Genomic DNA, 21624 nt, shown 5'->3' with positions numbered 1-21624 from the left:
GAGCTGATGGGGTGGGGCTGTTCAAGCGGCGTCAGTCCGCGGACCGGTGACCTGGTCCGCGGACTGACGTCGGGGCAAGCAGCTGATCAGGCGGTGGCCGCGCCGGTCATGATTGCCACTGCATCGGTCATATTGTGGGACTGCGGGGTGATGGTGGCCGCGCATTTGCCGAGGCGCTGGATGTGGATCCGGTCCGCCACGTCGAACACGTGGGGCATGTTGTGGCTGATCAGGATGACGGGCAGGCCGCGGTCCCGGAGGTCCCGGACCAGCTGCAGGACCTGGTTGGATTCGCGCACGCCCAGCGCCGCCGTCGGCTCATCCAGCACAACAACCTTGGAACCGAACGCCGCGGCACGGGCCACGGCAACGGCCTGGCGCTGGCCGCCGGAGAGGTTCTCGACCGGGACGGTGACGTCCTGGAGGGTGGAGATGCCGAGCCGGGTGAGCTCATCCTTGGCTTTGCGGCGCATTCCCTTTGTGTCCAGGACGCGGAAGAGCTTGCCCAGCGGGCCGGGGACCCGCTCTTCCCGCCCGAGGAACAGGTTCGATGCGACATCGAGTGCCGGCGACACTGCAAGATTCTGGTACACGGTTTCGATTCCGTGGGCCCGGGCGTCCTGGGGCCGCTTGAAATGTACCGGCTGTCCTGAGACGAAGAGTTCGCCGGAATCCGGGACTTCTGCTCCGGTGAGGCATTTGATCAGGGTTGATTTGCCGGCGCCGTTGTCGCCGATGACTGCCAGGACTTCGCCCGGGTAGAGGTCGAGGCTGACGCCGTCCAGGCCAACAACGCGGCCGAAGGTCTTGACGAGGTTCCTGGCTGACAGGATGGGCTCGCGGGTGGCGGTGTGGGATGCTGCTGCTTCTGTCATGGTCATGACTTGACCTTTCGGATCCACTGGTCGATGGACACAGCGAGGATGATCAGGACGCCGACCGCGAGGGTCTGGTACAGAACGTCCAGGCCTGCGAGGGAGAGTCCGTTGCGGAAGACGCCGACGATCAGGGCGCCGAGGAGTGTTCCCCAGACGGAGCCGCGGCCGCCGAAGAGGCTGGTTCCGCCGATGACGACGGCGGTGATGGAGTCGAGGTTCAAGTCCACGCCGGCGTTGGGGCTGGCTGCGTTGGTGCGGCCGATCTGGATCCAGGCACCGATGGCCAGGACGGCGCCGGCGGCCAGGTAGACGCTCATGAGGACTTTGTTCACGGCGATGCCGGCCAGGCGGGCGGCTTCCTTGTCATCGCCCACGGCGTAGACGTGCCGGCCCCAGGCTGTCTTGCCGAGGATGAAGGCGATGGCGATGTAGAGCAGGAGCATCACGACGACGCCTGTGGAGATCCTGACGGCGCCCACCGGGAAGGTGGTTCCGGTCCAGGTCAGCAGGCCCGGCATTGCCGAGCCACGCACTGTTGCTCCGTTGGAGTAAAGCAGCGTCAGGGCGATGAAGATGTTCAGGGTGCCGAGGGTGACGATGAACGGAGGGAGCCGGAACCTGGTGACCAGGAATCCGTTCACGGCTCCGGCGGCGAGTCCCACGACCAGGCCTGCGAGCAGGGCAACGGGCGCGGGTAGTCCGTTGTTGACGGCGAGCTGGGCCACCACCATGGAGGACAGGATCATCACGGCTCCGACGGAGAGGTCAATCCCGGCCGTGAGGATGATGAGTGTCTGGGCGATGGCCAGGGTGCCGACGACGGAAACCTGCTGGGTAATCAGCGAAAGGTTTTCAACCCGCAGGAACCTGTCATTGAGCAGGCCGAACACAACCACCGCGATGAGGAGTACGAGGGCCGGACTGAGGGCTGGGTAGCGGTGGAGGATGTTGCGTATCCGGCTGAGCGGGGTTTGGCGGTCAAGGAATTCCTCCGCCAGGTCTGCATGCCCGGCGCTGGGCGGGCCGGCGGTCTGTTGCTGGGTCACGATAGGTCCTGATCTTCGATGATGGTTTGCTGGCGCGTAGCGAACGCGGAAGTGGTGCTCCGGGGAGGCCGCGCGGTGCGAGGCCTCCCCGGGCGCATGGCTGTGGGGTTCTACTTACCCCAGCAGATCTCGGAAGCTTCGGTGGTGGTGATGCTCTTGATGCCGTCGGCCGGCTTGTCAGTGACGAGTTCGACGCCGGTGTTGTAGAAGTCCAGGCCCGGCGAGTTGGCAGGCTTGTTACCGGTCTTGGCCAGATCCACGATGGCCTTCACGCCAAGTTCGGCCATCTTGACCGGGTACTGCTGGGCGGTGGCGCCGATAACGCCGGACTTGACGTTGTTCACGCCGGTGCAGCCGCCGTCGACCGAAACCACGAGTACGTCCTTCTCCTTGCCCGCGGACTTCAGTGCCTCGAAGGCGCCGGCAGCGGCGGGTTCGTTGATGGTGTAGACGACGTTGACGTTCGGGTTCTTGGCGAGGAGGGTTTCCATCGCCGTGCGTCCGCCGTCCTCGGCGCCCTGGGAGGCCTGGCTGCCGACGATTTCGTACTCCCCGCCCTTGCCGCCGGTGTACTTGCCGGTCTTGGCCTCATCACCGTTCTTCTTCTTGTCAGCCGTGTCGATGCCCATCCCGGTAAGGAAGCCCTGGTCACGGTTGTAGTCCACCGAGACCACCTTGTCGTCGAAGAGGTCCAGCAGGGCGATGGTGGCCTTCTTGCCGTCCAGCTGCGCGGCGGTCCACTTACCGATCAGCTCGCCGGCGGCGAAGTTGTCGGTCGCGAACGTGATGTCGGCGGCATCGGCGGGGTCCGGCGGAGTGTCCAGGGCGATGACGAACAGGCCTGCGTCCTTCGCCTTCTTCAGGGCGTCAACCACGGAGGGGCCGTTGGGCGTAATCAGGATTCCCTTGTCCCCCTTGGAGATGGCGTTTTCGATCGCCTGGATCTGCGTTTCCTCATCGCCGTCGGCCTTGCCGGCAGCCAGCTTCAGGTCAACCCCGTCAGTTTCGGCGGCCTTCTTTGCACCCTCCTGCATGGAAACAAAGAACGGGTTGGTGGTGGTCTTCACGATCAGGGAGACGCCCACCTTCTCGTCAGCGGAGCCTCCGCTGGCTGAGGGACCACTGGAACTGCCGCCGCAGGCAGAAAGACTGACCGCTCCCAACGTCAGGACCGCTCCTGCCGCGAACAGGCGGGTGGCCACTGAACGGGATGCTTTGGAACTCAACATTGAATCTCCTGGTGTTTGAGGCCTTTACTGGCCTCGACAACGATGTCATAGACGAGGTAAGCAGGATCACACGCTAGAGTCAATAGGAAGAGAACGAGAAGGAGCGACTTTCTTGACAACGATGTCTGATCGTTACCAGCCACCCCTGTCCCCCACCCGGCCCACCATGCGCCACGTGGCGGCGCTTGCGGGTGTCGGAATCAAAACCGTTTCACGAGTGATCAACGACGAGGCCGGGGTATCCGAGGCCACCCGGCAAAAGGTGCTCGATGCCATCGCGCAGCTCAACTACCAGCTGGACGTCACTGCCGGCAGCCTCCGCCGGGCGGGCAGGAGGACCCTCTCGGTCGGCCTCCTGCTGCCCAGCGTCTCCAACCCGTTCAGCGGTGAAATACACCGGGCCATGGAGGATGCGCTCGGCGCACGGGGAATAGCCGTTTTCGCCGCCAGCCTCGACGACGACCCCAAACGGGAGCAGGCCATCATCGCCGCTTTCCTGGGCAGGCGGGTGGACGGCCTTGTCCTGACGCCGATCGCAAAAAACCAGGCCTACATGATCCCGGAGCACTCCAGGAACCTGCCAATGGTCTTTATTGACCGGGAGCCGGTAGGGGTGGAGGCCGATGCCGTGGTCACTGACAACGCAGTGGGCGCAGGTAAAGCGGCCGCACATCTGCTGATGCACGGACACACCAAACTGGCCTACCTCGGCGACCGCACAGACATCCAAACCGCGCGGGAGCGCCGGCGGGGCTTCCTCGAGGAGGTCGCCCGGGCAGGACTTCCCACCTCCGCACTGCCCGTCGTCGACGAGCTTCATGATGAGGAAGCAGCGAGGCGGGCGGCCCTTGAACTGTTGAATTCCGAGGATCCTCCGACGGCAATCTTCTCCAGCCAGAACCTCGTCACCTTCGGAACGATGCGCGCGCTGAAGGAGCTCGGCGCACACAAGCGGGTGGCACTCGTCGGCTTTGACGACTTCACGCTCGCCGACATGATGGACCCCGGGGTTACTGTCATCGCTCAACATCCGGAGCGGATTGGCGTCAAGTCAGCCGAACGGCTTCTGGCCCGAATCGACGGCGACGATCAAACTCCGCGGACCTACGTTGTCCCCTCCGAGCTCATTCCAAGAGGCTCCGGCGAAATCCGCCCGCCGGCATAACCCCTTCCCCAAACGGACTACACCTCTGCCAAACAACCCGAAGAGAGAGATCATGACCAAAACCCTGTATGCCGAATTCACCGTCAAAGCCGGCAGTGAGGCCCGCGTTGCCGAAATGATGGTCGAATTGACCCGGCACGTCCGGAACGAACCAGGCAACGAACTGTTTCTTCCCTATACCCGCGAAGAGAATCCCCGCGAATACTTCGTCTTCGAGGTCTACCGGGATGAAGCCGCGTTCCAGGAGCACATCACCGCCGACTACGGAGCCAGGTTCAACGAGGAGCTGGCCCGCCACATCGAAGGTGACGCCTCGGAGCTGACCTGGCTGAACCCGGTCCTCTAGCCCCGCTGCACACAGCGGCCAGAGGGTAGGAGTCCCCCAGGACTTTGCCCTCAAGGGCCGCCCCTTCGCACAGCTCAGCCCCCCTCCTGCGGACGCGGGGCCCGTCGTCGTGCCCTCGCCCGGCAACGTACTTCAGGTGCAAAAATCGGCCACAAAATGACCGTTGACTTGTCCGATAGACATCTTTTAGAGTCCATCGCACCGACTGACAACGTTGTCTACTGGCTAGACACGCGCAATGAAGGGCGACACAAGCAACATGAAACAATCCACACTGCGGGGCGCGCGCTGCGTCTCCGCACTGACACTGGCCAGCCTTTCGCTCGCCACTGCACTGGCTGGTGCCATGCCCGCGTCCGCCGTCGAACTCGGGGATGAGCTGCACCGGCCGGCCATCCATTACACGCCGGAAAAGAACTGGATGAACGATCCCAACGGGCTCGTATTCCACAAGGGCGTCTACCACCTGTACTACCAGCACAACCCCTCCGGGAACACCTGGGGGAACATGTCCTGGGGCCACGCCACGTCCAAGGACCTCGTCCACTGGGAAGAGCAGCCGCTGGCCATCTCCACCGACGCCCAGGAGGATGTCTTCTCCGGCAGCATCGTCGTCGACAAAAACAACACGTCCGGACTGGGCACCGCGGAAGACCCGCCCCTGATCGCGATCTACACCAGTGCCTACAAGGAAGCGTCCCCGCACCGCGGCCTGCAGGCACAGTCCCTGGCTTACAGCCTGGACGACGGCCAGACGTGGACCAAGTACGACGGCAATCCCGTCCTGAACCGGAACTCAGCCAACTTCCGCGACCCAAAGGTGTTCTGGTACGACAACCCGGCCGGCGGCGGCTACTGGGTCATGACCGCCGTGGAATCGCAGGAGCACAAGGTTGTCCTCTACAAGTCCGACAACCTTAAGGACTGGACCGCCCTGAGCGACTTCGGGCCCGCCAACGCCACCGGCGGGCAGTGGGAGTGCCCCGACCTGTTTCCATTGGCTGTTGACGGCGACCCGAACAACGTCAAATGGGTCATGATCGTCAGCATCAACCCCGGCGGCGTCGCCGGAGGCTCTGCCGTGCAGTACTTCGTGGGCAACTTCGACGGCACCACGTTCACCTCCGAAACCACCAAACCAGCCGCTGCCGCCCCGGCCGGAACAGTGCTGGCCGGGTTCAACGACGGAACCTACAGCGGCTGGACGGTGAACAACGAACCGGGCAACTGGAAGAATGGTCCCTTCGCTGACGCCCCGGCCACCGGTTCCCTGCCCGGTCAGAGCCCGGTAACCGGATTCGGCGGCAGCGGACTGATCAACTCCTTCAACGACGGCGACTGGCCCCTCGGTTCCATGCAGTCACCCACCTTCACCGTCACCGACGACTACTTGAACTTCCTCATAGGCGGAGGCAAGCACCCCCACGTCTCGGACAAGCTGGACAATAACCCGCCTGAGGGCGAGCTCAAGTTTGACGGCTTCGAAGTCCCCGACGGGAAGACGCTGGCCGATTCCGGCTGGACCGGCACAGGAGACCTGACCCCCAATTTCCAGCCGGCCACGAGCGGCGGGGACTATTACATTGGCGCCAAACGGATCAACACGTTCGAAACCGGCACCGTTCCCGGTGATGACCGCCAAGGCACCCTGACATCACCCGAGTTCCCCATCACGAAGGGTTTCATGAGCATGTTGGTGGGAGGCGGCAACCGCTCCGCCGACTCCGGACAGACCCTCGCCGTCCAGCTGCTCATCAATGGCAACGTGGTCCGCTCCCTGGCCGGCGAGAACGGCGGGTTGCTGAACTGGAAAGGCTGGGACGTCTCCGAATTCGCCGGGCAAACCGCCCAGCTGCGGATCGTTGACCAGGCCACCGGCGGGTGGGGGCACCTGACCCTTGACCACGTCATGCTTACTGACACTGCTGCTGTTCCCAGGTCGGATGAAGAAACGGTGAACCTGGTGGTCAACGGCAAGGTGGTCCGTACGGCCACCGGCAACGACAGTGAAAGCCTGGACTGGGCGTCCTGGGATGTCAAGGAATTTGTTGGCCAGCAGGCACAGATTAAGGTTGTCGACAACAACCGGTTCGGCTGGGGGCACATACTCGCGGACGAATTTACCGCAAGCCCCGCGCCGGCGGCGTCCCGGCTGGAGTCCTATGACTGGCTGGATTACGGGCGGGACTACTACGCCGCTGTATCCTTCGGCAACATGCCCGAGGACAAGCGGATCATGTTGGGCTGGATGAGTAACTGGGATTACGCCAACAACATCCCAACCAACCCCTGGCGCAGTGCCATGGCCCTCCCCCGCGAAGTGAAACTCACCCAAACCCCTGACGGCCCCCGCCTTACCCAAAGCGCCGTGCAGCAAGTGGACGCACTGGGAGGGAAAGTCTCCTACCAAAACAAGAAGGGCGGCCCGATTTTCGAAGGCACACACCCGTTGCCTTCACAGTCTTCGGGCCAGGTAGAGCGGGTGGACCTCAGCTTCGCCCCCGGTACCGCAACAAAATCCGGTATCACTGTCCTTGGCGACGGAGAGTCGTCCACCGTCATCGGCTACGATGCCACGACCGGCAAGATGTTCGTTGACCGCACCAAATCCGGCAACACCACATTCCACCCGGCCTTTGCATCCATCGAGGACGCCGCCGTCACGCTGGACAAGAACGGCAACGTGACCATGCGGATCTACGTGGACCGCTCCTCAGTGGAGGTGTTCGCCCAGAACGGCCTGAAGACCATCACCGACCAGGTATTCCCGAACCCGGGAGCCGACAAGATGGCCCTCTTCGCCGAAGGCGGTACCGCCCAGCTCAAATCACTCACCGTGACACCGCTGGAACAGGCAATGTTCCTTCCCGAAAAGAAATAACACCTACGCTTCGACCAGCTCACCTGCGAGCTGGAGCTGAAGGGACTGGGTTCGGTAATACACGGGCCCGGTCCCTTCAGCTTTAACGTTCAAAATGAGAAGTGAGGTTTGGCCGGCCGCAGCCCGGATATTTAGGCGTCGATCGGCCGGATTTGCATCATCAGCCCGAAGAGGTCTGGGAGTCCGTGCTCTTCACTGATTTGACCGTTTGTGAACCGATAGATGTTCATTGCCTGCGTTTGGATCTGTTTGCCTGTTGCAGGGACGCCGAGGAAGTCCCCTTGGTGTGTGCCGCGAAGGATGAATCGAGCGGCTACTGTGTTTCCTTCAATAACGGTTTCTTCCAGCGACCACTGGACGTCTGGAAACGCCTGCCGCATGATCCCGATGATTTTGAGGTAGCCGCCTGGACCCTGCACCGGCTCTGGCAGGAAGGGCACATGGAACGTTGCCGACGGTGAGATGATCTCATCACCAATCCTTCCGTCGGCCGAATTGATGAATTCGACGAAACGGTCCATGCGTTCCCGCAGTTCTTCAGTCATTTGCTTGCTTCCTTCACGTTTTGGTGGGCGATACACCGCTGGCTAGCGGCGGGTAGACGATGACCTCGGGTTCCTGCAAGCGTGTCAGTCCGGTCTCCCTGCCGCCGCCAAGCGACTGGCATTTCGCAGCACGCCCAGCAGTTCCATGAGGTCATCTGTTTGCTGCCGGCTAAGTACCGGATTCAGCCGGAGGTCCAGCTCGGCGTCAACGGTCTTCCTGGCCCGTTCCAGCAGCATTCGACCGTCGGCCGTTAGCTCGATGAGGGAGGACCTGCGATCGAGCGGGTTATTTCTGCGGCGGCAGTGTCCGGCTTTTTCAATCCGGTCAATGAGCTTGCTTGTGCCTCCGACGGTAATCGCAAGAGCCGTGGCCACATCGAAAACCCGGCACGCACCCAGGCGATCTACGACGGCCATCGGTTCAAACCTGCTCATCGGGAGGCCATGCTCCTTGCGCAGACGGTTATCGACTGCGTCCCACAGCTCAGTTTCCAATCGAGTGAGTTCGCTGAAAAGAGGGTAGAGGGACGAGGTTTCGAGGCCCTTGCTCATACAAGAGAGCCTAGCGGATTGTTTCCATGGAATCTAATTCTAAGGAATGTAAAGGGTGGGCCAATTGCGAAAAGGACTGTTAGGAGCCCCGGATACACCATCCATTCATTCCGCATGGTTATCTTCAAAATCTTGCGCTTTTATTGCAGCTCCTGTGACCCTAGTCTCATCAATACAAGCTCTTTGACCATCAGAGTCATGCTTGTCCGATCCAGCGCCGGGCAGGCAGCGTTGGGATGCTGTTCCACTGGGCACGGCATCCCACTGACGGCCTTCGCCCTGCGAAGGAAGAGCTGTCCCGTGCCTGTGAAGGGTGCTTCGGTGGCCTGAAACCTGGGGAGGTATCCTCATCGAAGCATCCTTCACGGGCCCTGGGGCAACGCCTGCAACTTTGCCGGACCAGTGCCAGGCCATCCGAAAGGAAGGCCTGGCACCAAATACTTACACAAAGGAGTGTCCATGTCAGGAAACAAAGCCGTCGCATACAAAGAACCCGGTGTCGTCGAAATCATCAACACCGACTACCCGACGTTCGAACTCAAGGATGGGCCCGGCGTCAATCCAGCCAACGTGGGCCGGAAAGTACCGCACGGCGCGATCCTGCGCACGGTAACCACCAATATCTGCGGCTCGGACCAGCATATGGTCAGGGGCCGGACCACGGCCCCTAAGGACCTCGTCCTTGGCCATGAAATCACCGGCGAGGTGGTGGAGGTCGGTCCGGACGTGGAGTTCATCAAGGTGGGAGACATTGTCTCTGTACCTTTCAACATCTCCTGCGGCCGTTGCCGGAACTGCAAGGAGCGCAAGACGGGCATCTGCCTGAACGTCAACCCTGACCGCCCGGGCAGCGCCTATGGTTACGTCGATATGGGCGGCTGGGTGGGCGGCCAGGCCGAATACGTGCTGGTCCCCTATGCTGACTGGAACCTGCTCAGGTTCCCGGACCGCGACCAGGCCCTGGAAAAGATCATGGACCTGACCATGCTTTCCGACATCTTCCCCACAGGCTTTCACGGCGCCGTCACGGCCGGAGTGGGCGTCGGATCCACCGTCTACATTGCCGGCGCCGGCCCGGTGGGCCTCGCAGCCGCCGTCGGCGCACAGCTGCTCGGTGCCGCCGTCGTGATTGTCGGTGACATGAACGAAGACCGCCTGGCCCAGGCCCGCTCCTTCGGCTGCGAAACGGTGAACGTCACCAAGGGCGATCCGAAGGACCAGATCGAGCAAATCCTGGGCGTCCCCGAGGTGGATTGCGGCGTCGACGCGGTAGGGTTCGAAGCCCGCGGTCACGGCAAGGACGCCTCCCACGAGGCTCCCGCCACCGTGCTGAACTCGCTCATGGACATCACCGCTGCAGGCGGGGCCCTTGGCATTCCCGGCCTGTACGTCACCGGCGACCCTGGTGGAATTGACGAGGCGGCAAAGCACGGCTCCCTGTCGCTGTCCTTGGGAACCGGATGGGCAAAGTCCTTGTCGTTTACCACCGGACAGTGCCCCGTCATGTCGTACAACCGCCAGCTGATGATGGCGATCCTGCACGACAAGGTCCAGATTGCCAAGGCAGTAAACGCCACGGCAATCCCGCTTGAGGATGCACCGCGCGGTTACGCCGAATTCGACGCCGGTTCGGCAACGAAATTCGTGCTGAATCCGAACGGATACGTCAAGGCGTAGAACCGCAGCTCGTGGGGTCACACCCGGGCATGTAGATCCGGCACTAGCTAGCCGCTCACCGCATCTAGCAATCCGCCCCGGCGGCACGGGCCTTCCTGGCCCATGCCGCCGGGGCGCTCCACTCTCCCTGCAACAGCAAAAGGTAATTCCATGACCCATCTCACCGACCAAGAATCAATTCTCCGCCTTAGCAGCAACGGGAAGGAGCATATTGACATCCGGCTCGAAGCATCGAGTCCGGTGATCGTTCGGCTGCAGCTGGATGGAGGCTGCAATTGCCAGCATGGCAAGGAAAACCGCCCGGGTTCGTATATTGACAGCGACCTCGGCGTCCGCTGACAGTGGCTGCACCGGCCATCCGGCATCAGCTCTAAGGCCGGGACAGCCCCGGAGCGGGTCGCCGCTTACGCACGCATTGGGCTCGAAATGATTACGTGGTTTAGGCCCGGGTTCTGCCTTGAATGAAGTGGAAGACCAGGACCACGACGGCAATAACCAGAAGTATGTGTATGAGGCCGCCGCCGATATTGGTGAGCAGGCCTAGAAGCCAGAGAACTGCGATAATGATGGCTATCCAAAGCAACACGAGAATCTCCTTCTTTTGATTTGTAAAGAATGCTTGGTTGAATTCCCGCCCCTGATGCATAGGAAGAAACCCTCCAGGAATGACGGGTCTTCAGAGTGCTAGGTCCGTTGGTGTCCGGATATTGGCATGCCTCCCGCTCTCGTGGCCTCTGCAGTAGCAGTGATGTGGCCGACCCAGACATACACATGCCGGATCGATGCCGAAGCTCACTCCATTTCCGTGTGGTGCCTCTCAACCTACTCCGCGATCCGAGTTGGGGAAATGCCAAAAAGCATTCCAGCCAACACTGGCGGGATGTGCCGGGAGCGGTTCGGGAACTGGAATACGGTCTACAAGAACTTCAACCGGTGGTCCCAGGCTGGTGTCTGGGCGCGGGTGCTTGAGAGGGTTCAGTCTCTCTCAGAGAGCAAACGGGTGATGGCGGACAAAGGTTACCCGTCCAGAGCGAACCGGGCGTGGCTGCGTGAGCGCGGAATCGCCTCAACGATTCCCGAGCGAGATGACCAAGATCGCCCACCGTAGGAAGAAACGGGGCCGACCGATCGACTTCGGTGAGCAGCAGCGCCAGCGTTATCGAGGCCGGAACGTCGTCGAACGGTGCTCCAACAAGCTCAAGCAATCGCGAGGCGTCGCGATGGGATCAGACAAAACCGCACGGAACTACCACGCAGGACTCTGCCTCGCCGCCACCCTTCACTGCTCACCAGCAGGTTTAGCAACACGGCCTAGTCGTCATCTGCTGTACCGATGTAAGCAGCGATCACTGCGGGATCCGAACGGACCTCGGTCGGCGGCCCGTTCGCGATCACTCGGCCAAACTCAAGCACAGTGACTTCGTCAGCAAGGCGCATGACGAAGTCGAGGTGGTGGGCGATGACCACGACCGAGATTTCACCCTTAACCCGCGCTAGAGCCGACTCAATCTCGCCGATCTCACTTTCATCGAGTCCCGCGGTCGGCTCGTCGAGCAGCAACAACTTGGGTTTCGCCACCCAAGCCCGCGCAATGTCGACGGCCTTCCGCAGCCCGAGAGGGAGCGCTCCAACGGGTGTAGACCCTTCCACGGGTATCCGCAGTTCCTCGAGCACCGCGTCGGCCCGCGCTCGAGCCTCCCGTTCGCGGCGAAGCGCGCGCGGAAGCCCGAGCGCCTCTTCGAAGCTGCTGGACTTCGTCTGCGTGTAAAGCCCGACCTGAATGTTCTCTCGCACGGTGAGGGCGTCTATCAGGGCGGGGTTTTGGAAGGTTCGAACCACACCGAGCCGCGCCCGCTGACGTGCGCGGAGCTTATTCAGTGGAGCGCCATCGAACAGAACCTCCCCGCCGGAGAGCGGCACCAGTCCGCTTATCGCGTTCAGCAACGTTGTCTTGCCCGCCCCATTCGGGCCGATGATCGCGTGCGTGCTCCCGGCTCCAACCGCAAGATTGACTTCGTCAACAGCCACCACGCCGCCGAAATGTACACTCGCCTGGCGAACATCCAGGATGGATCCAGTCACGACGCCACCTTGCTTGAGTTGTCAGAGGATAGGGAAGGCGTCTGCGTTCCAAAGCCGCCCGGACCGTCTCCCTTTCGCGCGAGTATTCGACGGACCCACGAGGGAAAGGATGTGACTAATCCGACTACACCGTTGGGCGCGAGGATCAGCGTCACGACAAAGACAGCGGCAAAAACTAGGGCTGAGTAGTCTTGCAAGCCCTGAAAAATCTCGGGGAGAAGAACAAAGATCGTGATCCCGACGAGGGGGCCCAGTGAGCGACCCAAGCCCCCTACCGTCACTGCCGCCACGAGAATAGTGGATTGTTCCAAGCTGAATGTTGGAGCACTGATGGCCCCCAATGCTTGCGAGAGGACGACGCCACCGACACCGGCAATACCCGCCGAGAGCGCGAACACGCCAATCTTCATCCCCGCGACGTTCACCCCCAGTGCAACGGCAACCGCCTCACTCTCTTTCATCGTGCGGAAGGCGCGTCCCGTGCGCGAGTAGATCAGCGTTGTGCACACGAGCATTGTCGCAAGCAATAAGACAAGAGCCACGTAGAAGAGGGTGTGCGGATTGAACAGATTGAGGCCGAACAACTTGCCGGGAGGCACGGACAGACCGCTCTCGCCGCCTGCAATGCTGATGAGCTGCGAACCGGCAGCCAGCCCTGTGACAACTGCACTGAAGGCAAACGTCACGAGGGCGAAACTGAAGCCGGAGAGCCTGCTCGCCGGGATCGCCAACAGGAAACCTGCGATAGCCGCGCTCGCGATACCAACGAGTGCCGCGAAAATAAACTCCCAACCGTTCCGCATCAAAATGACGGAAACGTACGCGCCTATCGCCATGAAGGCCGCGTGACTGAAGGACAGCATGTTAGCCCTGGAAATGATGAGGTCGAGCCCCACCGCGGCGATTGCCAGAGCAACCAAATGAACGAGTACCCCCACTGCATACCCCGAGAAAAAAGGCGCAATGATGGCGAGCACCAGGCACGCCACGGTGGCAGGAATTTGACGACGTAGCATCACAGCGGTTACACCCTAACCGTATTGGCCTGTCCGAAGATTCCGGACGGACGGATAAGAAGGACTCCGAGCAGGAGGATGAAGCTTGCGACATCGCGCCACTCAGGACCGAGGAACACGGCAACCTCCGCATCCATCACCCCGACAATGAGCCCGGCAACGATCGCGCCCCGGAAGCTCGAGAGCCCACCCAGAAGCGCCGCAGCGAATCCCTTGAGAAGGAAAGGCTCCATCAAGTCCGAGGAGAGCGAATACAGCGGAGTAAACAACAGCGCGATGGCAGCGCCGATAGCCCCCACGATGAGCCACGCAATCATGATCACAAAGCGGACTCGGACACCCAGGATGGTGGAGACCTCTCGGTCTGATGCGACGGCACGCATCGTCAATCCGATTCGCGGTGTTCGCAGGAACGCCGCGAAGGCGAAGGTCAGAACGAGCGCAATCACCAGGGTGAGCAACTGAAGCCACTGCACCCGGAATCCCAGCACGTCAACGCTTCCCGATCCGATCAAGCTGGGGAACGGGTACGGTTCGCCGGATCCCCAAGAGCGCTGGACGAAGGCGACGATAAATAGCGAAAGTCCCATCGTTCTGAACAGTTCGTTGTAGTGATCGCCGGTCGAGCGAGGAAGCAAAACGACGGTGTAGATAACTGCACCAAGAACCGCCCCAATGAGCAACGACAAGAGGAACATGACCCACAGCGGTAAACCCAGCGGTATGAGCAAGAAATAGGCGATGAACGCGCTCAGCGTCGCCATGCTTCCCTGCGCGAAGTTCACTAAACCAGCCGTGCGCCACAGCACAACGACTGTGAGTGCGAACAAGCCGTAAAGCGCACCCAGTGTGAGGCCTGAAACAGCAGCCTGGACAGCCACGTTCATTCAGTGGTTCCTTCCGCGATGTAGGAATCGAGTGAGGTGATACCGGCGGTCCGGTCCACGGGAACCAACTGGCCGTGGCTTAGCGCCCAGAGGTCATCGACATATTTGTTGAGCAGACGTACGCTCTGGTCAACCAGGAGCAGCGTAAGGCCAGTGGTGCGTGCAAGGGTCCTCAACGCTTCGAAGAGTTCGACGGTTATCTTTGGCGCCAGTCCGAGAGAGAGTTCATCGATGAGCAAGAGCTCCGGTTTCGACATCAGGCCGCGGCCCACCGCCACCATTTGCTGCTCACCGCCGCTCAGCTGTCCGGCCTTGCGATTCAGCAACCGCTCCACGGCTGGGAACATCTCGATGACCTTGTCAACCCCGTGCTTCGGTGACAGGCCCGCAGCGACAGCACCCAGGTGAAGGTTATCGATCACCTCGAGTTCGGCGATCAGACGGCGACCTTCCGGCACGTGGGCGATTCCTTTCCTCACAGCTGAATGCGGAGAGAACCGTCCCAGATCTTCGCCCTTCCAGAGGATCCGCCCTTGCGAGGGGCGCAACAGTCCGGACATCACCCGCAAAAGCGTAGTTTTGCCCACACCATTCGGCCCGACAACCCCGACAATGCTGCCAGGCGCTATCGACAGGTTGATCTCCCTCAGCGCCAAGGCCGAGCCGTAACGGACCCCGATATGATCGAGCTGGATAAGAGGCACTGCTGTAGGGGTTTTCGACTCGGAGTTCACCATTCCTACTTATCTCGCATGTCGGTCGGTCGACGCGGAAAGTTGAACGCGAATTCCGTGGCTGCAACTTCTTTCATGTCATGTTCTCCTCGTTCATTGGTACGCGGCTCGTCCACCTGGGCCGTCAGCCATCGGTCGCGAAGTTACGGGTTTACCAGCCGACTACGGCTCAAATGCACCTACCCACGGCGGGCGAGTTGATCATTCTTTCGATCGAACCGCGAATCCTCCCCGGCATAGACCTTGGCAAGATCTTGATGAACGCCACTCTCGGCGGTTCCCTTCTCCCTGGAGGTTCGGGAAACAACTCTTATCGTTAGGGCCCGCGCGAGTGTGGATTCCATCGCGAGCGAGGCCTCCGGGAGACTTACGGGTACAAAACCCGAGTCGGTACCCGGAAGCCCTCGCTCCTCTAGCTCACGCGACGCCCTCAGTGGATTCCGCGGGCATCACCACTACTTGACTCCCCAGTTGCTGTCATCAGGAATTTCTACTGGTTTGTCGGAATCGAGGGCCAGAGTCCCGTCGGGAAGCACCTTGAGCATCCACATGGCATTGGCCAACTGGCGGCTGCCTCCTTCGTTGCCGACTCCGGGCAGCTCAGGCAAGCCAGCGCCATCGAAACCCTTCACAGCCTCGAGAATCGATTCAGAACTCAGACCTTTGTCGGAGGCCTCAGCCTTCTTCAGAATTTCGAGCGCCGCCTTCATAAAGGCACAACCCAGAACTGTAAACCCACCCTGCTCCACGTCGGCGGGGAGCGTCTCGTTGCACTCTTTCGCCTTTGGATCTGTGTTCATCACTGTAGCGAAAGTGGTGATGGTACCCGTGGCGGCCGCACCTGCGTTCTTACTGTAGATCGTGTCGGCACCCTGATACGCGGCGATAATACCCTTAGGAGGCTTGAGACCCTGGCGGTCCATCTCCGCCACGAGATAGCCGGTGGCAGGTGTCGCGTGTGCAATCGCCACGTAATCGGGATTGGCTTCCTTGAGCTTGATGACCGTCGGACCCCAGTCGGTGGTCGCACCCGGCACGCCGAGTTCTGCGACCATAGTTCCACCGGATTTTTTGACTGCCCATTCTGCGGCAGGCACGATGTTCGGGCTTAAACCGTCTATATAGACGAGCGCAACCTTGCCGGGGCCATTCTTGTCCATCGCGTACGGAAGGACCGTTGCCAATTGCTGGTCAAACGGTGGGAGCAGGGTGAACAATGTCGGCGCACCTGGGTGCACGATCGCGTCACTCGCACTGTTGGGAAACAGGTTGGGGATGCCGGCTGCATCGATCACAGGGATAGCCGCGACCGTGCCGGGACTCCCGCAGTTGTCAACGAACGCGGCAACGCCATCGCCAATCAAGCGGCGAGCATTGCTGACGCCACGCTGTGGGTCGCCCTCATCATCCAGAACAGTGAACTCGATTTGACGTCCATTGATCCCACCTTCCGCGTTGACCTTGTCGATCCATCCCCGGGCCCCCCCGATCGTTTTGAGACATCCTGGGCTGAGGGCTCCGCTCAGAGGTGCGGTCGCCCCAATCTTGATGGGTTCTTTACCGCCCGAAGAGCCACCGCTATTGCTGCCTCCAGCACAGCCCGCTAGCAGCAGAGCCACCGTTGCTGCAAGTGCAATGCCTGGCATCACGCGGCCGCTCCGAAGCCCGAACCTTGGCTGATCGGATCTGATTTTCATACTTCTCCTCTTTGAGAATGCGCTAAGACGCGAGAAGCGCCTCTTAGATAGCGCGCGATGGGTTTCGCAAGCGGACAGCGTCAACACAGGGTCAACGCAACGACCTACGCCGCCAGTAGTGGGAAGGCTTCTACCATTCGGGGAGCCCGGCCTCGAATCGTCATGCTTTCTTTCCCCCTTGCCGCGTCCAATCCGTGAACGCATTCCGCGCCACCGGGGCTTCGCTCCGTGGCGAAAGAATGGCCGCATCCACAGGCTTGAGCGTCAGCTCCGACTTCATCAGACCTACTCTGCTTCTCATCAGTTCTTCCATCCCCATTGACTAGAACATGCATCCGGCCTTGTGAATCCGAATGGCTCGAAGCGGTCCACAGTGAGCCGGCTCAACGCTATCGAGCGTTGAATTCGATGTCAATACATTCCTAGATAGGTATTCAAGATGACAGAAGCTCTGTACTGCATTGAACAGCGCAGGTTAGGCAGAGGTCTTTCCGTCGGCTGCCTTATTGTGTGTGCCACGGGGTTGTGAGAGCCGATGGCCACGTCGAGGGACGTTGAAGCGTTGTTGGCTCGCGCGTACGGGCCGGGACAGCAAGGTCTGAGTGCGGACGATGAAGAACGTCTGGCATCGCTGAACGCACCCTCACAACATGGTGTTAGCCATCCGCGTGAACCCGTCGACTTATGACGCTCCTTCAGCCGAATGTCCTGTGCGTGGTCGCTTTCTGACTGCTGTCTTTGCGATTGATATGTGTCGCGTGATGTGATTTCCCGCCGGTTGGCCGACGGGTTGTGGTCGGGGCGACGGCCTGGCGTTTTCGCACGGGTGCCCCGTGGCGGGAGATGCCCGAACGGTTCGAAAACTTGAACACCATCTATAAGAACTTCAACCGATGGTCAAAAACTGGCGTCTGGGCGCGGGTGCTCGAGAAAATTCAATCCCTCAGCCAGTAGGCTGGTGACCTGGATTGCGTCGGGTCGATCGATTCAACGATCGTGCACGTGCATCAGCACGGCGCGACCCTTCCCCGCACCACAGGGGGCTCAACAGTATTACAAGAAATTCGGGGTAGAGCCGCCTGATCACGCGATCGGCCGTTCGCGCGGCGGGTTGGCGACAAAGAATCACTTGGTCTGCGATGGGAAAGGTCGTGCGCTGGCCTTCGTCCTCACCCCCGGGCAGACGTCCGACACGATCATGCTCCAAGCCACGCTTGCACAAATCCGTGTACCCGAGGCTGTTGGCCGCCCATGCACCAAACCCGAGCGGGTAATGGCAGACAAAGGCTACCCGTCGAGGGCGAACCGGACCTGGCTACGTGAGCGCGGGACTGCCTCAACTATTCCCGAGCGTGATGACCAGATCGCCCACCGCCGTAAGAAGCGCGGCCGACCGATCGACTTCGGTGAGCAGCAGCGCCAACGTTAACGGGGCCGGAACGTCGTCGAACGGCCTTCAAGCTCAAGCAATGGCGAGGCATCGTGATGCGATCACACAAAACCGCACGGAACTACGACGCGGACTCTGCCTCGCCGCCACCCTCCACTGGCTCACCAGCGGGTTTAGCAACACGGCCTAAGGGGTCGAACTTGGGCTTATTTGCATCAGCGTTGTAGCCGCGTCGTGTTCCAGCACGCCGGACGCAAGCCGATCGGCGGTCTTGCCGCCAACAGGGTGTGCGCAGGTTTTTGAGTTTTGCATGCGAAGACAACAGGGGCCGAAGCGGATGGCCCCGGCCCCTGTTGCATTCTTGTCGCCAGGAAGTCTGGCGACAGGTTTACGGTGTCAGGGTGTGTTCTCGACGCAATCGAAGCTGGCGGCATCATTCGTGTCGCCTACGCCTGAGTACCGCGGGTATGTGGGGTACTCGCACAGCGGCCGGGTGAAGAGGGCGCCGCCAGTCGCCGGATCGAGCTTGCTCGCGATAACCGTTCCAGGCGCGAGGTCCCCTTCAACCCAATCGATCATCGCGGGCAGGAGATCGAAGTTGTCCGCCCCTTCGCCTCCACGGCAGTGGGCGACGCCAGGTGCCAGGTAGAGGCGTGAGTTGTCGTCAGCGACGGAGTCTCCGGCGGCCTCTCGAACTTCGTACCACTCGCGCACGGTGTCGTTCTCCGAGAGTAGAGGGTCCGCGGTCCCGTGCCAGACCATCACCTTCTTTCCCTCATCCATGAAATCGGCAAGTCCCTGCGCTGACGCGTTGGATCCCAGAGTCCCGATGGCCTCCTGGATCGTTGGCAAGTATGTCTGGATATCGAACGTCGACGGATCCCATGTTGGATCGTTGAGGACGAGATTCCGCATGTGGCCGACACCAAGCCCGTAGCGGTCACCTGCACCGGGGACGCTGTAGCGCGAATAGATGGTTTCCCCGAATGCGACGACATCGCTCATCACGGCTGCCACGGCTTCCGTCTCGGCGGCCGTGAGGCCGATCTCGCCGGGGATATCGGTGGACGGGTCGAAATCGACAGCCTCCATGTTTGACACGATGCCGTCCTTCAGGCCATCGAGCGCGTCGTACTTGGCCACGATCACGGCCTCGATCGCAGCGACCTCCTCGGCCGAAGGAAGCGCAAGTTTTGCCATCCGGGTCCACGCGGCGATCTGACCGTCGAGATTCTGCGTGGGTGCGCCGGCGATAACTCCGTCGAACTCGTCAGAGTACTTTGCCGCAGCGTTCAGTGCTCCGCGGCCGCCGTTGGAGCATCCCACGTAGTAGGAGTATGACGGCTCGGCGGTCCGGGCATTGAAGGGTGCTGCGCCGCGCCCCTGGTTGACGGTGCCGTTCGCGTGCCCGAACGCGTGCCCGTAGGCGCGCGCTTTGACCGGCACGGCCCCGTAGTACCGTGCGGCGAGTTCCTTGCTGAAGCGCGCAGTCGTCTCGATCGCGGTGTGGGCGTACCGGGCTTGCGCTTCGGGATTGCCGAGGAGGGCAGCCCCTGACGGGTCGCGGTGGCCGCCATTATTCGCAGCGGCCACGGCGCCCAGACTCAGCTGTGAATCCGGGATACTCGGGATTCTGCCGTCGAATCCGCCGCCCCCGTTCTGAACATATCGATTCAGCCACTCGTCCGGAAGCCTGACCTCAAGGTCGTGCTCGGTTCCCACTTCGGTGCCAAGGATCCGGCAGTAGCCCGGCACGCTGGCGGTCGCCGCAACCTCTGTGGCTGCAGTAACCTGAACGTCGGCGAGAGTGAGTGCACCAAGTGCGGCACAGTCTGCGGCCGGAGTGAGTGCTGCGCCTGCCGCGCGGACGCCGGACTCGGCCGCCGTTGCCAAGGCGGCTCCACCCGCCACCATTACCGTGGCGAGTGAGACAGCGGTGACTGTCCTCGTTAGCGCCCTCGGCCGGCGCGTTTTTCTGGTTGATATTTTCATTGCCTGATCCTCTCTGATCTCTGCAACTTGCAAGGCTAGGTGTCTGACGAAATGCCGCCAGCGAGCCGACCCGTAGGAGCTCCGCTTCCGTTGAACACCCAGCGTTATTAGTGGGTCCGCAGGGCCTCATTAGCGGTGGCGGGGGTACGTTTGTCAAAGACTAACGCACCGATTTCCTGTTCGGCCTGGTTGTGGATGGAAAGGTCGATGCCGGAGCGGTCCTTCACGAGTGAGACGGCCACAAGCGAGACGAGCGTCATCCCTACGAGATACCAGGAAACGGCGTCGGTTCCACCGGTTGCCTGTACCAGGGCCGTGGCGATGGTGGGGGCAAAGGCGCCGCCGAGGATCGCACCCAGGGCGTAGGAGATGGAGACGCCGGAGAAGCGTACGGAGGCTGGGAACATTTCTGAGTACAGGGCTGCCTGCTGGCCGTATGACAGTCCCAGACCTACCGTGAAGATGGTCATGGCCAGGTAGAGCATCGGCAGTGACCCTGTGTTGATCAGCCAGAAGAGCGGGAAGCAGGCCAGGAGCTGGGCGCCGAAGCCTATGAGGTAGGTGTTTTTGCGGCCGATCTTGTCCGCGAGGTACCCGGCGAGGTAGGTGAAGACAAGCCAGATGACGGCCCCGTAGGTGACGGCGAGGAGCACGTCGGTGCGTTCGTGGCCGACAGCGGGGCCGGAGGCGTAGCTGGGGATGAAGCCGCCGGTTGCCATGTAGCCTGCGGCGTTGTTGCCCGCGAAGATCAAAGCGGCGACGATCACGAGCAATCCGTGACGGCGGAACAGTTCCACGATCGGTGTTTTGGGCTGCTTTTTTGCTGCGGCGATCTCCTGGAAGACGGGGGATTCGTCCACCGCGCGGCGTACGAAGTAGCCGACGACGATGAGGACGATGCTCAGCAGGAAGGGTACGCGCCATCCCCATTCGAGGAAGGCTGCGCCCGGGGAGATGACACCGGTCATGAGCGCTGTGACGCCGGTGGCCAGCAGCAGTCCCAGCGGGACGCCGATTTGGGGGAAGGCCCCTGCCCGTCCGCGGCGGTCATTGGGGGCGTGCTCAACTGCCATCAGGACTGCCCCTCCCCACTCACCGCCGGCAGAGATGCCCTGCAGAATCCTCAGGAGCAGGAGCATGACTGGGGCAATAACACCTGCGGTCGCGTACGTTGGAAGGAATCCGATCAGCGTGGTTGCGGCGCCCATGAGCACCAGGGTCAGTACGAGCATGGCGCGGCGGCCGATTTTATCGCCGTAGTGACCGGCGAGGAAGGCACCGAGAGGGCGGAAGAGGAAGCTGATGCCGACGGAGGCGAACGACAGCAGCAGGCCGATGGATTCGCCGGCTGGTTGGAAGAACAGCTGGGCGAACACCAGGCCGGCGGCTGTGGCATAGATGAAGAAGTCGTACCATTCAACGGTCGTGCCGATGACGGTAGCGAAGGCGACACGACGTTGGTTCGCCTTCGAACTGTGGGTGGACATGCTCATGATTCTCCAGTGAT

At 61.4% G+C, this 21624-nt stretch carries 20 protein-coding genes; 7 read left to right on the top strand and 13 right to left on the bottom strand.

Going from position 1 to position 21624, the window contains the following annotated elements; genetic code table 11:
• Positions 1-86: 86 nt before the first annotated feature.
• The 3 genes from ARTSIC4J27_RS02150 to ARTSIC4J27_RS02140 form a co-directional block, all read right to left on the bottom strand.
• Positions 87-881, bottom strand: coding sequence for an ATP-binding cassette domain-containing protein (locus ARTSIC4J27_RS02150; RefSeq protein ID WP_050053570.1), 795 nt, complete (start codon positions 879-881; stop codon positions 87-89).
• Positions 878-1924: an ABC transporter permease gene (locus ARTSIC4J27_RS02145; protein WP_050053569.1), complete on the bottom strand. Its 1047-nt coding sequence runs from the start codon at positions 1922-1924 to the stop codon at positions 878-880. The genes ARTSIC4J27_RS02150 and ARTSIC4J27_RS02145 overlap by 4 nt, the downstream gene beginning before the upstream one ends.
• 110 nt (positions 1925-2034) lie before the next feature.
• Entirely contained in the window at positions 2035-3153 is a 1119-nt protein-coding gene (locus ARTSIC4J27_RS02140) for a substrate-binding domain-containing protein (RefSeq protein ID WP_050053568.1), read from the bottom strand.
• Positions 3154-3319: 166 nt separating this feature from the next.
• Here ARTSIC4J27_RS02140 and ARTSIC4J27_RS02135 point away from each other — a divergent pair, with 166 nt between their 5' ends.
• The 3 genes from ARTSIC4J27_RS02135 to ARTSIC4J27_RS02125 all read left to right on the top strand — a co-directional run bounded on the left by ARTSIC4J27_RS02135 (position 3320) and on the right by ARTSIC4J27_RS02125 (position 7545).
• Complete coding sequence (locus ARTSIC4J27_RS02135; protein ID WP_050053631.1) at positions 3320-4318, top strand: LacI family DNA-binding transcriptional regulator; 999 nt, start codon at positions 3320-3322, stop codon at positions 4316-4318.
• Positions 4319-4370: 52 nt separating this feature from the next.
• Positions 4371-4664 (top strand): putative quinol monooxygenase, encoded by a 294-nt coding sequence (locus ARTSIC4J27_RS02130; RefSeq protein WP_050053567.1) that lies wholly within the window; start codon positions 4371-4373, stop codon positions 4662-4664.
• 259 nt (positions 4665-4923) lie between these two features.
• On the top strand, positions 4924-7545 hold the full coding sequence (locus ARTSIC4J27_RS02125) for a GH32 C-terminal domain-containing protein (protein ID WP_083435281.1): 2622 nt from the start codon (positions 4924-4926) through the stop codon (positions 7543-7545).
• A gap of 131 nt (positions 7546-7676) precedes the next feature.
• Here the strand turns inward: ARTSIC4J27_RS02125 and ARTSIC4J27_RS02120 are convergent, their stop codons facing one another.
• Both ARTSIC4J27_RS02120 and ARTSIC4J27_RS02115 read right to left on the bottom strand, forming a co-directional pair.
• Complete coding sequence (locus ARTSIC4J27_RS02120; protein WP_050053565.1) at positions 7677-8090, bottom strand: ester cyclase; 414 nt, start codon at positions 8088-8090, stop codon at positions 7677-7679.
• Between the two features lie 84 nt (positions 8091-8174).
• Positions 8175-8642 (bottom strand): MarR family winged helix-turn-helix transcriptional regulator, encoded by a 468-nt coding sequence (locus ARTSIC4J27_RS02115; RefSeq protein ID WP_152683750.1) that lies wholly within the window; start codon positions 8640-8642, stop codon positions 8175-8177.
• A gap of 459 nt (positions 8643-9101) precedes the next feature.
• Here ARTSIC4J27_RS02115 and fdhA point away from each other — a divergent pair, with 459 nt between their 5' ends.
• Both fdhA and ARTSIC4J27_RS02105 read left to right on the top strand, forming a co-directional pair.
• Entirely contained in the window at positions 9102-10319 is a 1218-nt protein-coding gene (fdhA, locus tag ARTSIC4J27_RS02110) for a formaldehyde dehydrogenase, glutathione-independent (protein ID WP_050053564.1), read from the top strand.
• Between the two features lie 150 nt (positions 10320-10469).
• Positions 10470-10658 carry a hypothetical protein gene (locus tag ARTSIC4J27_RS02105; protein WP_050053563.1) on the top strand — a complete coding sequence of 63 codons (189 nt, stop codon included), beginning with the start codon at positions 10470-10472 and terminating at the stop codon, positions 10656-10658.
• Between the two features lie 100 nt (positions 10659-10758).
• Here the strand turns inward: ARTSIC4J27_RS02105 and ARTSIC4J27_RS02100 are convergent, their stop codons facing one another.
• From ARTSIC4J27_RS02100 to ARTSIC4J27_RS02070, 6 genes are all read right to left on the bottom strand, one after another.
• Positions 10759-10905, bottom strand: coding sequence for a lmo0937 family membrane protein (locus ARTSIC4J27_RS02100; RefSeq protein ID WP_139205044.1), 147 nt, complete (start codon positions 10903-10905; stop codon positions 10759-10761).
• Positions 10906-11630: 725 nt separating this feature from the next.
• Entirely contained in the window at positions 11631-12401 is a 771-nt protein-coding gene (locus tag ARTSIC4J27_RS02095) for an ABC transporter ATP-binding protein (RefSeq protein WP_050053561.1), read from the bottom strand.
• Positions 12398-13378, bottom strand: coding sequence for a branched-chain amino acid ABC transporter permease (locus tag ARTSIC4J27_RS02090; RefSeq protein ID WP_050053560.1), 981 nt, complete (start codon positions 13376-13378; stop codon positions 12398-12400). Before ARTSIC4J27_RS02090 ends, ARTSIC4J27_RS02095 begins: the two co-directional genes overlap by 4 nt.
• Positions 13379-13425: 47 nt before the next feature.
• Positions 13426-14304: a branched-chain amino acid ABC transporter permease gene (locus tag ARTSIC4J27_RS02085; RefSeq protein WP_050053559.1), complete on the bottom strand. Its 879-nt coding sequence runs from the start codon at positions 14302-14304 to the stop codon at positions 13426-13428.
• Entirely contained in the window at positions 14301-15038 is a 738-nt protein-coding gene (locus ARTSIC4J27_RS02080; RefSeq protein ID WP_235436486.1) for an ABC transporter ATP-binding protein, read from the bottom strand. Before ARTSIC4J27_RS02080 ends, ARTSIC4J27_RS02085 begins: the two co-directional genes overlap by 4 nt.
• A gap of 455 nt (positions 15039-15493) precedes the next feature.
• Positions 15494-16735 carry an ABC transporter substrate-binding protein gene (locus ARTSIC4J27_RS02070; protein WP_050053556.1) on the bottom strand — a complete coding sequence of 414 codons (1242 nt, stop codon included), beginning with the start codon at positions 16733-16735 and terminating at the stop codon, positions 15494-15496.
• Positions 16736-17527: 792 nt separating this feature from the next.
• Here ARTSIC4J27_RS02070 and ARTSIC4J27_RS23515 point away from each other — a divergent pair.
• Positions 17528-17689 carry a transposase gene (locus ARTSIC4J27_RS23515; protein ID WP_083435269.1) on the top strand — a complete coding sequence of 54 codons (162 nt, stop codon included), beginning with the start codon at positions 17528-17530 and terminating at the stop codon, positions 17687-17689.
• 4 nt (positions 17690-17693) lie between these two features.
• Complete coding sequence (locus ARTSIC4J27_RS23510) at positions 17694-18164, top strand: transposase (RefSeq protein ID WP_161799526.1); 471 nt, start codon at positions 17694-17696, stop codon at positions 18162-18164.
• Between the two features lie 357 nt (positions 18165-18521).
• Here the strand turns inward: ARTSIC4J27_RS23510 and ARTSIC4J27_RS02060 are convergent, their stop codons facing one another.
• Together ARTSIC4J27_RS02060 and ARTSIC4J27_RS02055 are read right to left on the bottom strand one after the other, a co-directional pair.
• Entirely contained in the window at positions 18522-20117 is a 1596-nt protein-coding gene (locus tag ARTSIC4J27_RS02060; RefSeq protein WP_083435267.1) for a tannase/feruloyl esterase family alpha/beta hydrolase, read from the bottom strand.
• 107 nt (positions 20118-20224) lie between these two features.
• Positions 20225-21604 carry an MFS transporter gene (locus ARTSIC4J27_RS02055; protein ID WP_200900737.1) on the bottom strand — a complete coding sequence of 460 codons (1380 nt, stop codon included), beginning with the start codon at positions 21602-21604 and terminating at the stop codon, positions 20225-20227.
• Between the last annotated feature and the right edge of the window lie 20 nt (positions 21605-21624).

This window comes from Pseudarthrobacter siccitolerans (assembly GCF_001046895.1).
In the GTDB taxonomy this organism is placed as follows: domain Bacteria; phylum Actinomycetota; class Actinomycetes; order Actinomycetales; family Micrococcaceae; genus Arthrobacter; species Arthrobacter siccitolerans.
The sequence above is the reverse complement of the archived record's forward strand: the minus strand, read 5'-3'. Positions and strand labels throughout refer to the sequence as shown.

What these genes read in the sequence shown, in the direction of transcription:
- ARTSIC4J27_RS02150 (WP_050053570.1), bottom strand. Translation starts at nt 881, where the DNA reads ATGACCATGACAGAAGCAGCAGCATCCCACACCGCCACCCGCGAGCCC.
- ARTSIC4J27_RS02140 (WP_050053568.1), bottom strand. Translation starts at nt 3,153, where the DNA reads ATGTTGAGTTCCAAAGCATCCCGTTCAGTGGCCACCCGCCTGTTCGCG.
- ARTSIC4J27_RS02135 (WP_050053631.1), top strand. Translation starts at nt 3,320, where the DNA reads ATGCGCCACGTGGCGGCGCTTGCGGGTGTCGGAATCAAAACCGTTTCA.
- ARTSIC4J27_RS02130 (WP_050053567.1), top strand. Translation starts at nt 4,371, where the DNA reads ATGACCAAAACCCTGTATGCCGAATTCACCGTCAAAGCCGGCAGTGAG.
- ARTSIC4J27_RS02125 (WP_083435281.1), top strand. Translation starts at nt 4,924, where the DNA reads ATGAAACAATCCACACTGCGGGGCGCGCGCTGCGTCTCCGCACTGACA.
- ARTSIC4J27_RS02120 (WP_050053565.1), bottom strand. Translation starts at nt 8,090, where the DNA reads ATGACTGAAGAACTGCGGGAACGCATGGACCGTTTCGTCGAATTCATC.
- ARTSIC4J27_RS02115 (WP_152683750.1), bottom strand. Translation starts at nt 8,642, where the DNA reads ATGAGCAAGGGCCTCGAAACCTCGTCCCTCTACCCTCTTTTCAGCGAA.
- fdhA (WP_050053564.1), top strand. Translation starts at nt 9,102, where the DNA reads ATGTCAGGAAACAAAGCCGTCGCATACAAAGAACCCGGTGTCGTCGAA.
- ARTSIC4J27_RS02105 (WP_050053563.1), top strand. Translation starts at nt 10,470, where the DNA reads ATGACCCATCTCACCGACCAAGAATCAATTCTCCGCCTTAGCAGCAAC.
- ARTSIC4J27_RS02085 (WP_050053559.1), bottom strand. Translation starts at nt 14,304, where the DNA reads ATGAACGTGGCTGTCCAGGCTGCTGTTTCAGGCCTCACACTGGGTGCG.
- ARTSIC4J27_RS02070 (WP_050053556.1), bottom strand. Translation starts at nt 16,735, where the DNA reads ATGAAAATCAGATCCGATCAGCCAAGGTTCGGGCTTCGGAGCGGCCGC.
- ARTSIC4J27_RS02060 (WP_083435267.1), bottom strand. Translation starts at nt 20,117, where the DNA reads ATGAAAATATCAACCAGAAAAACGCGCCGGCCGAGGGCGCTAACGAGG.
- ARTSIC4J27_RS02055 (WP_200900737.1), bottom strand. Translation starts at nt 21,604, where the DNA reads ATGTCCACCCACAGTTCGAAGGCGAACCAACGTCGTGTCGCCTTCGCT.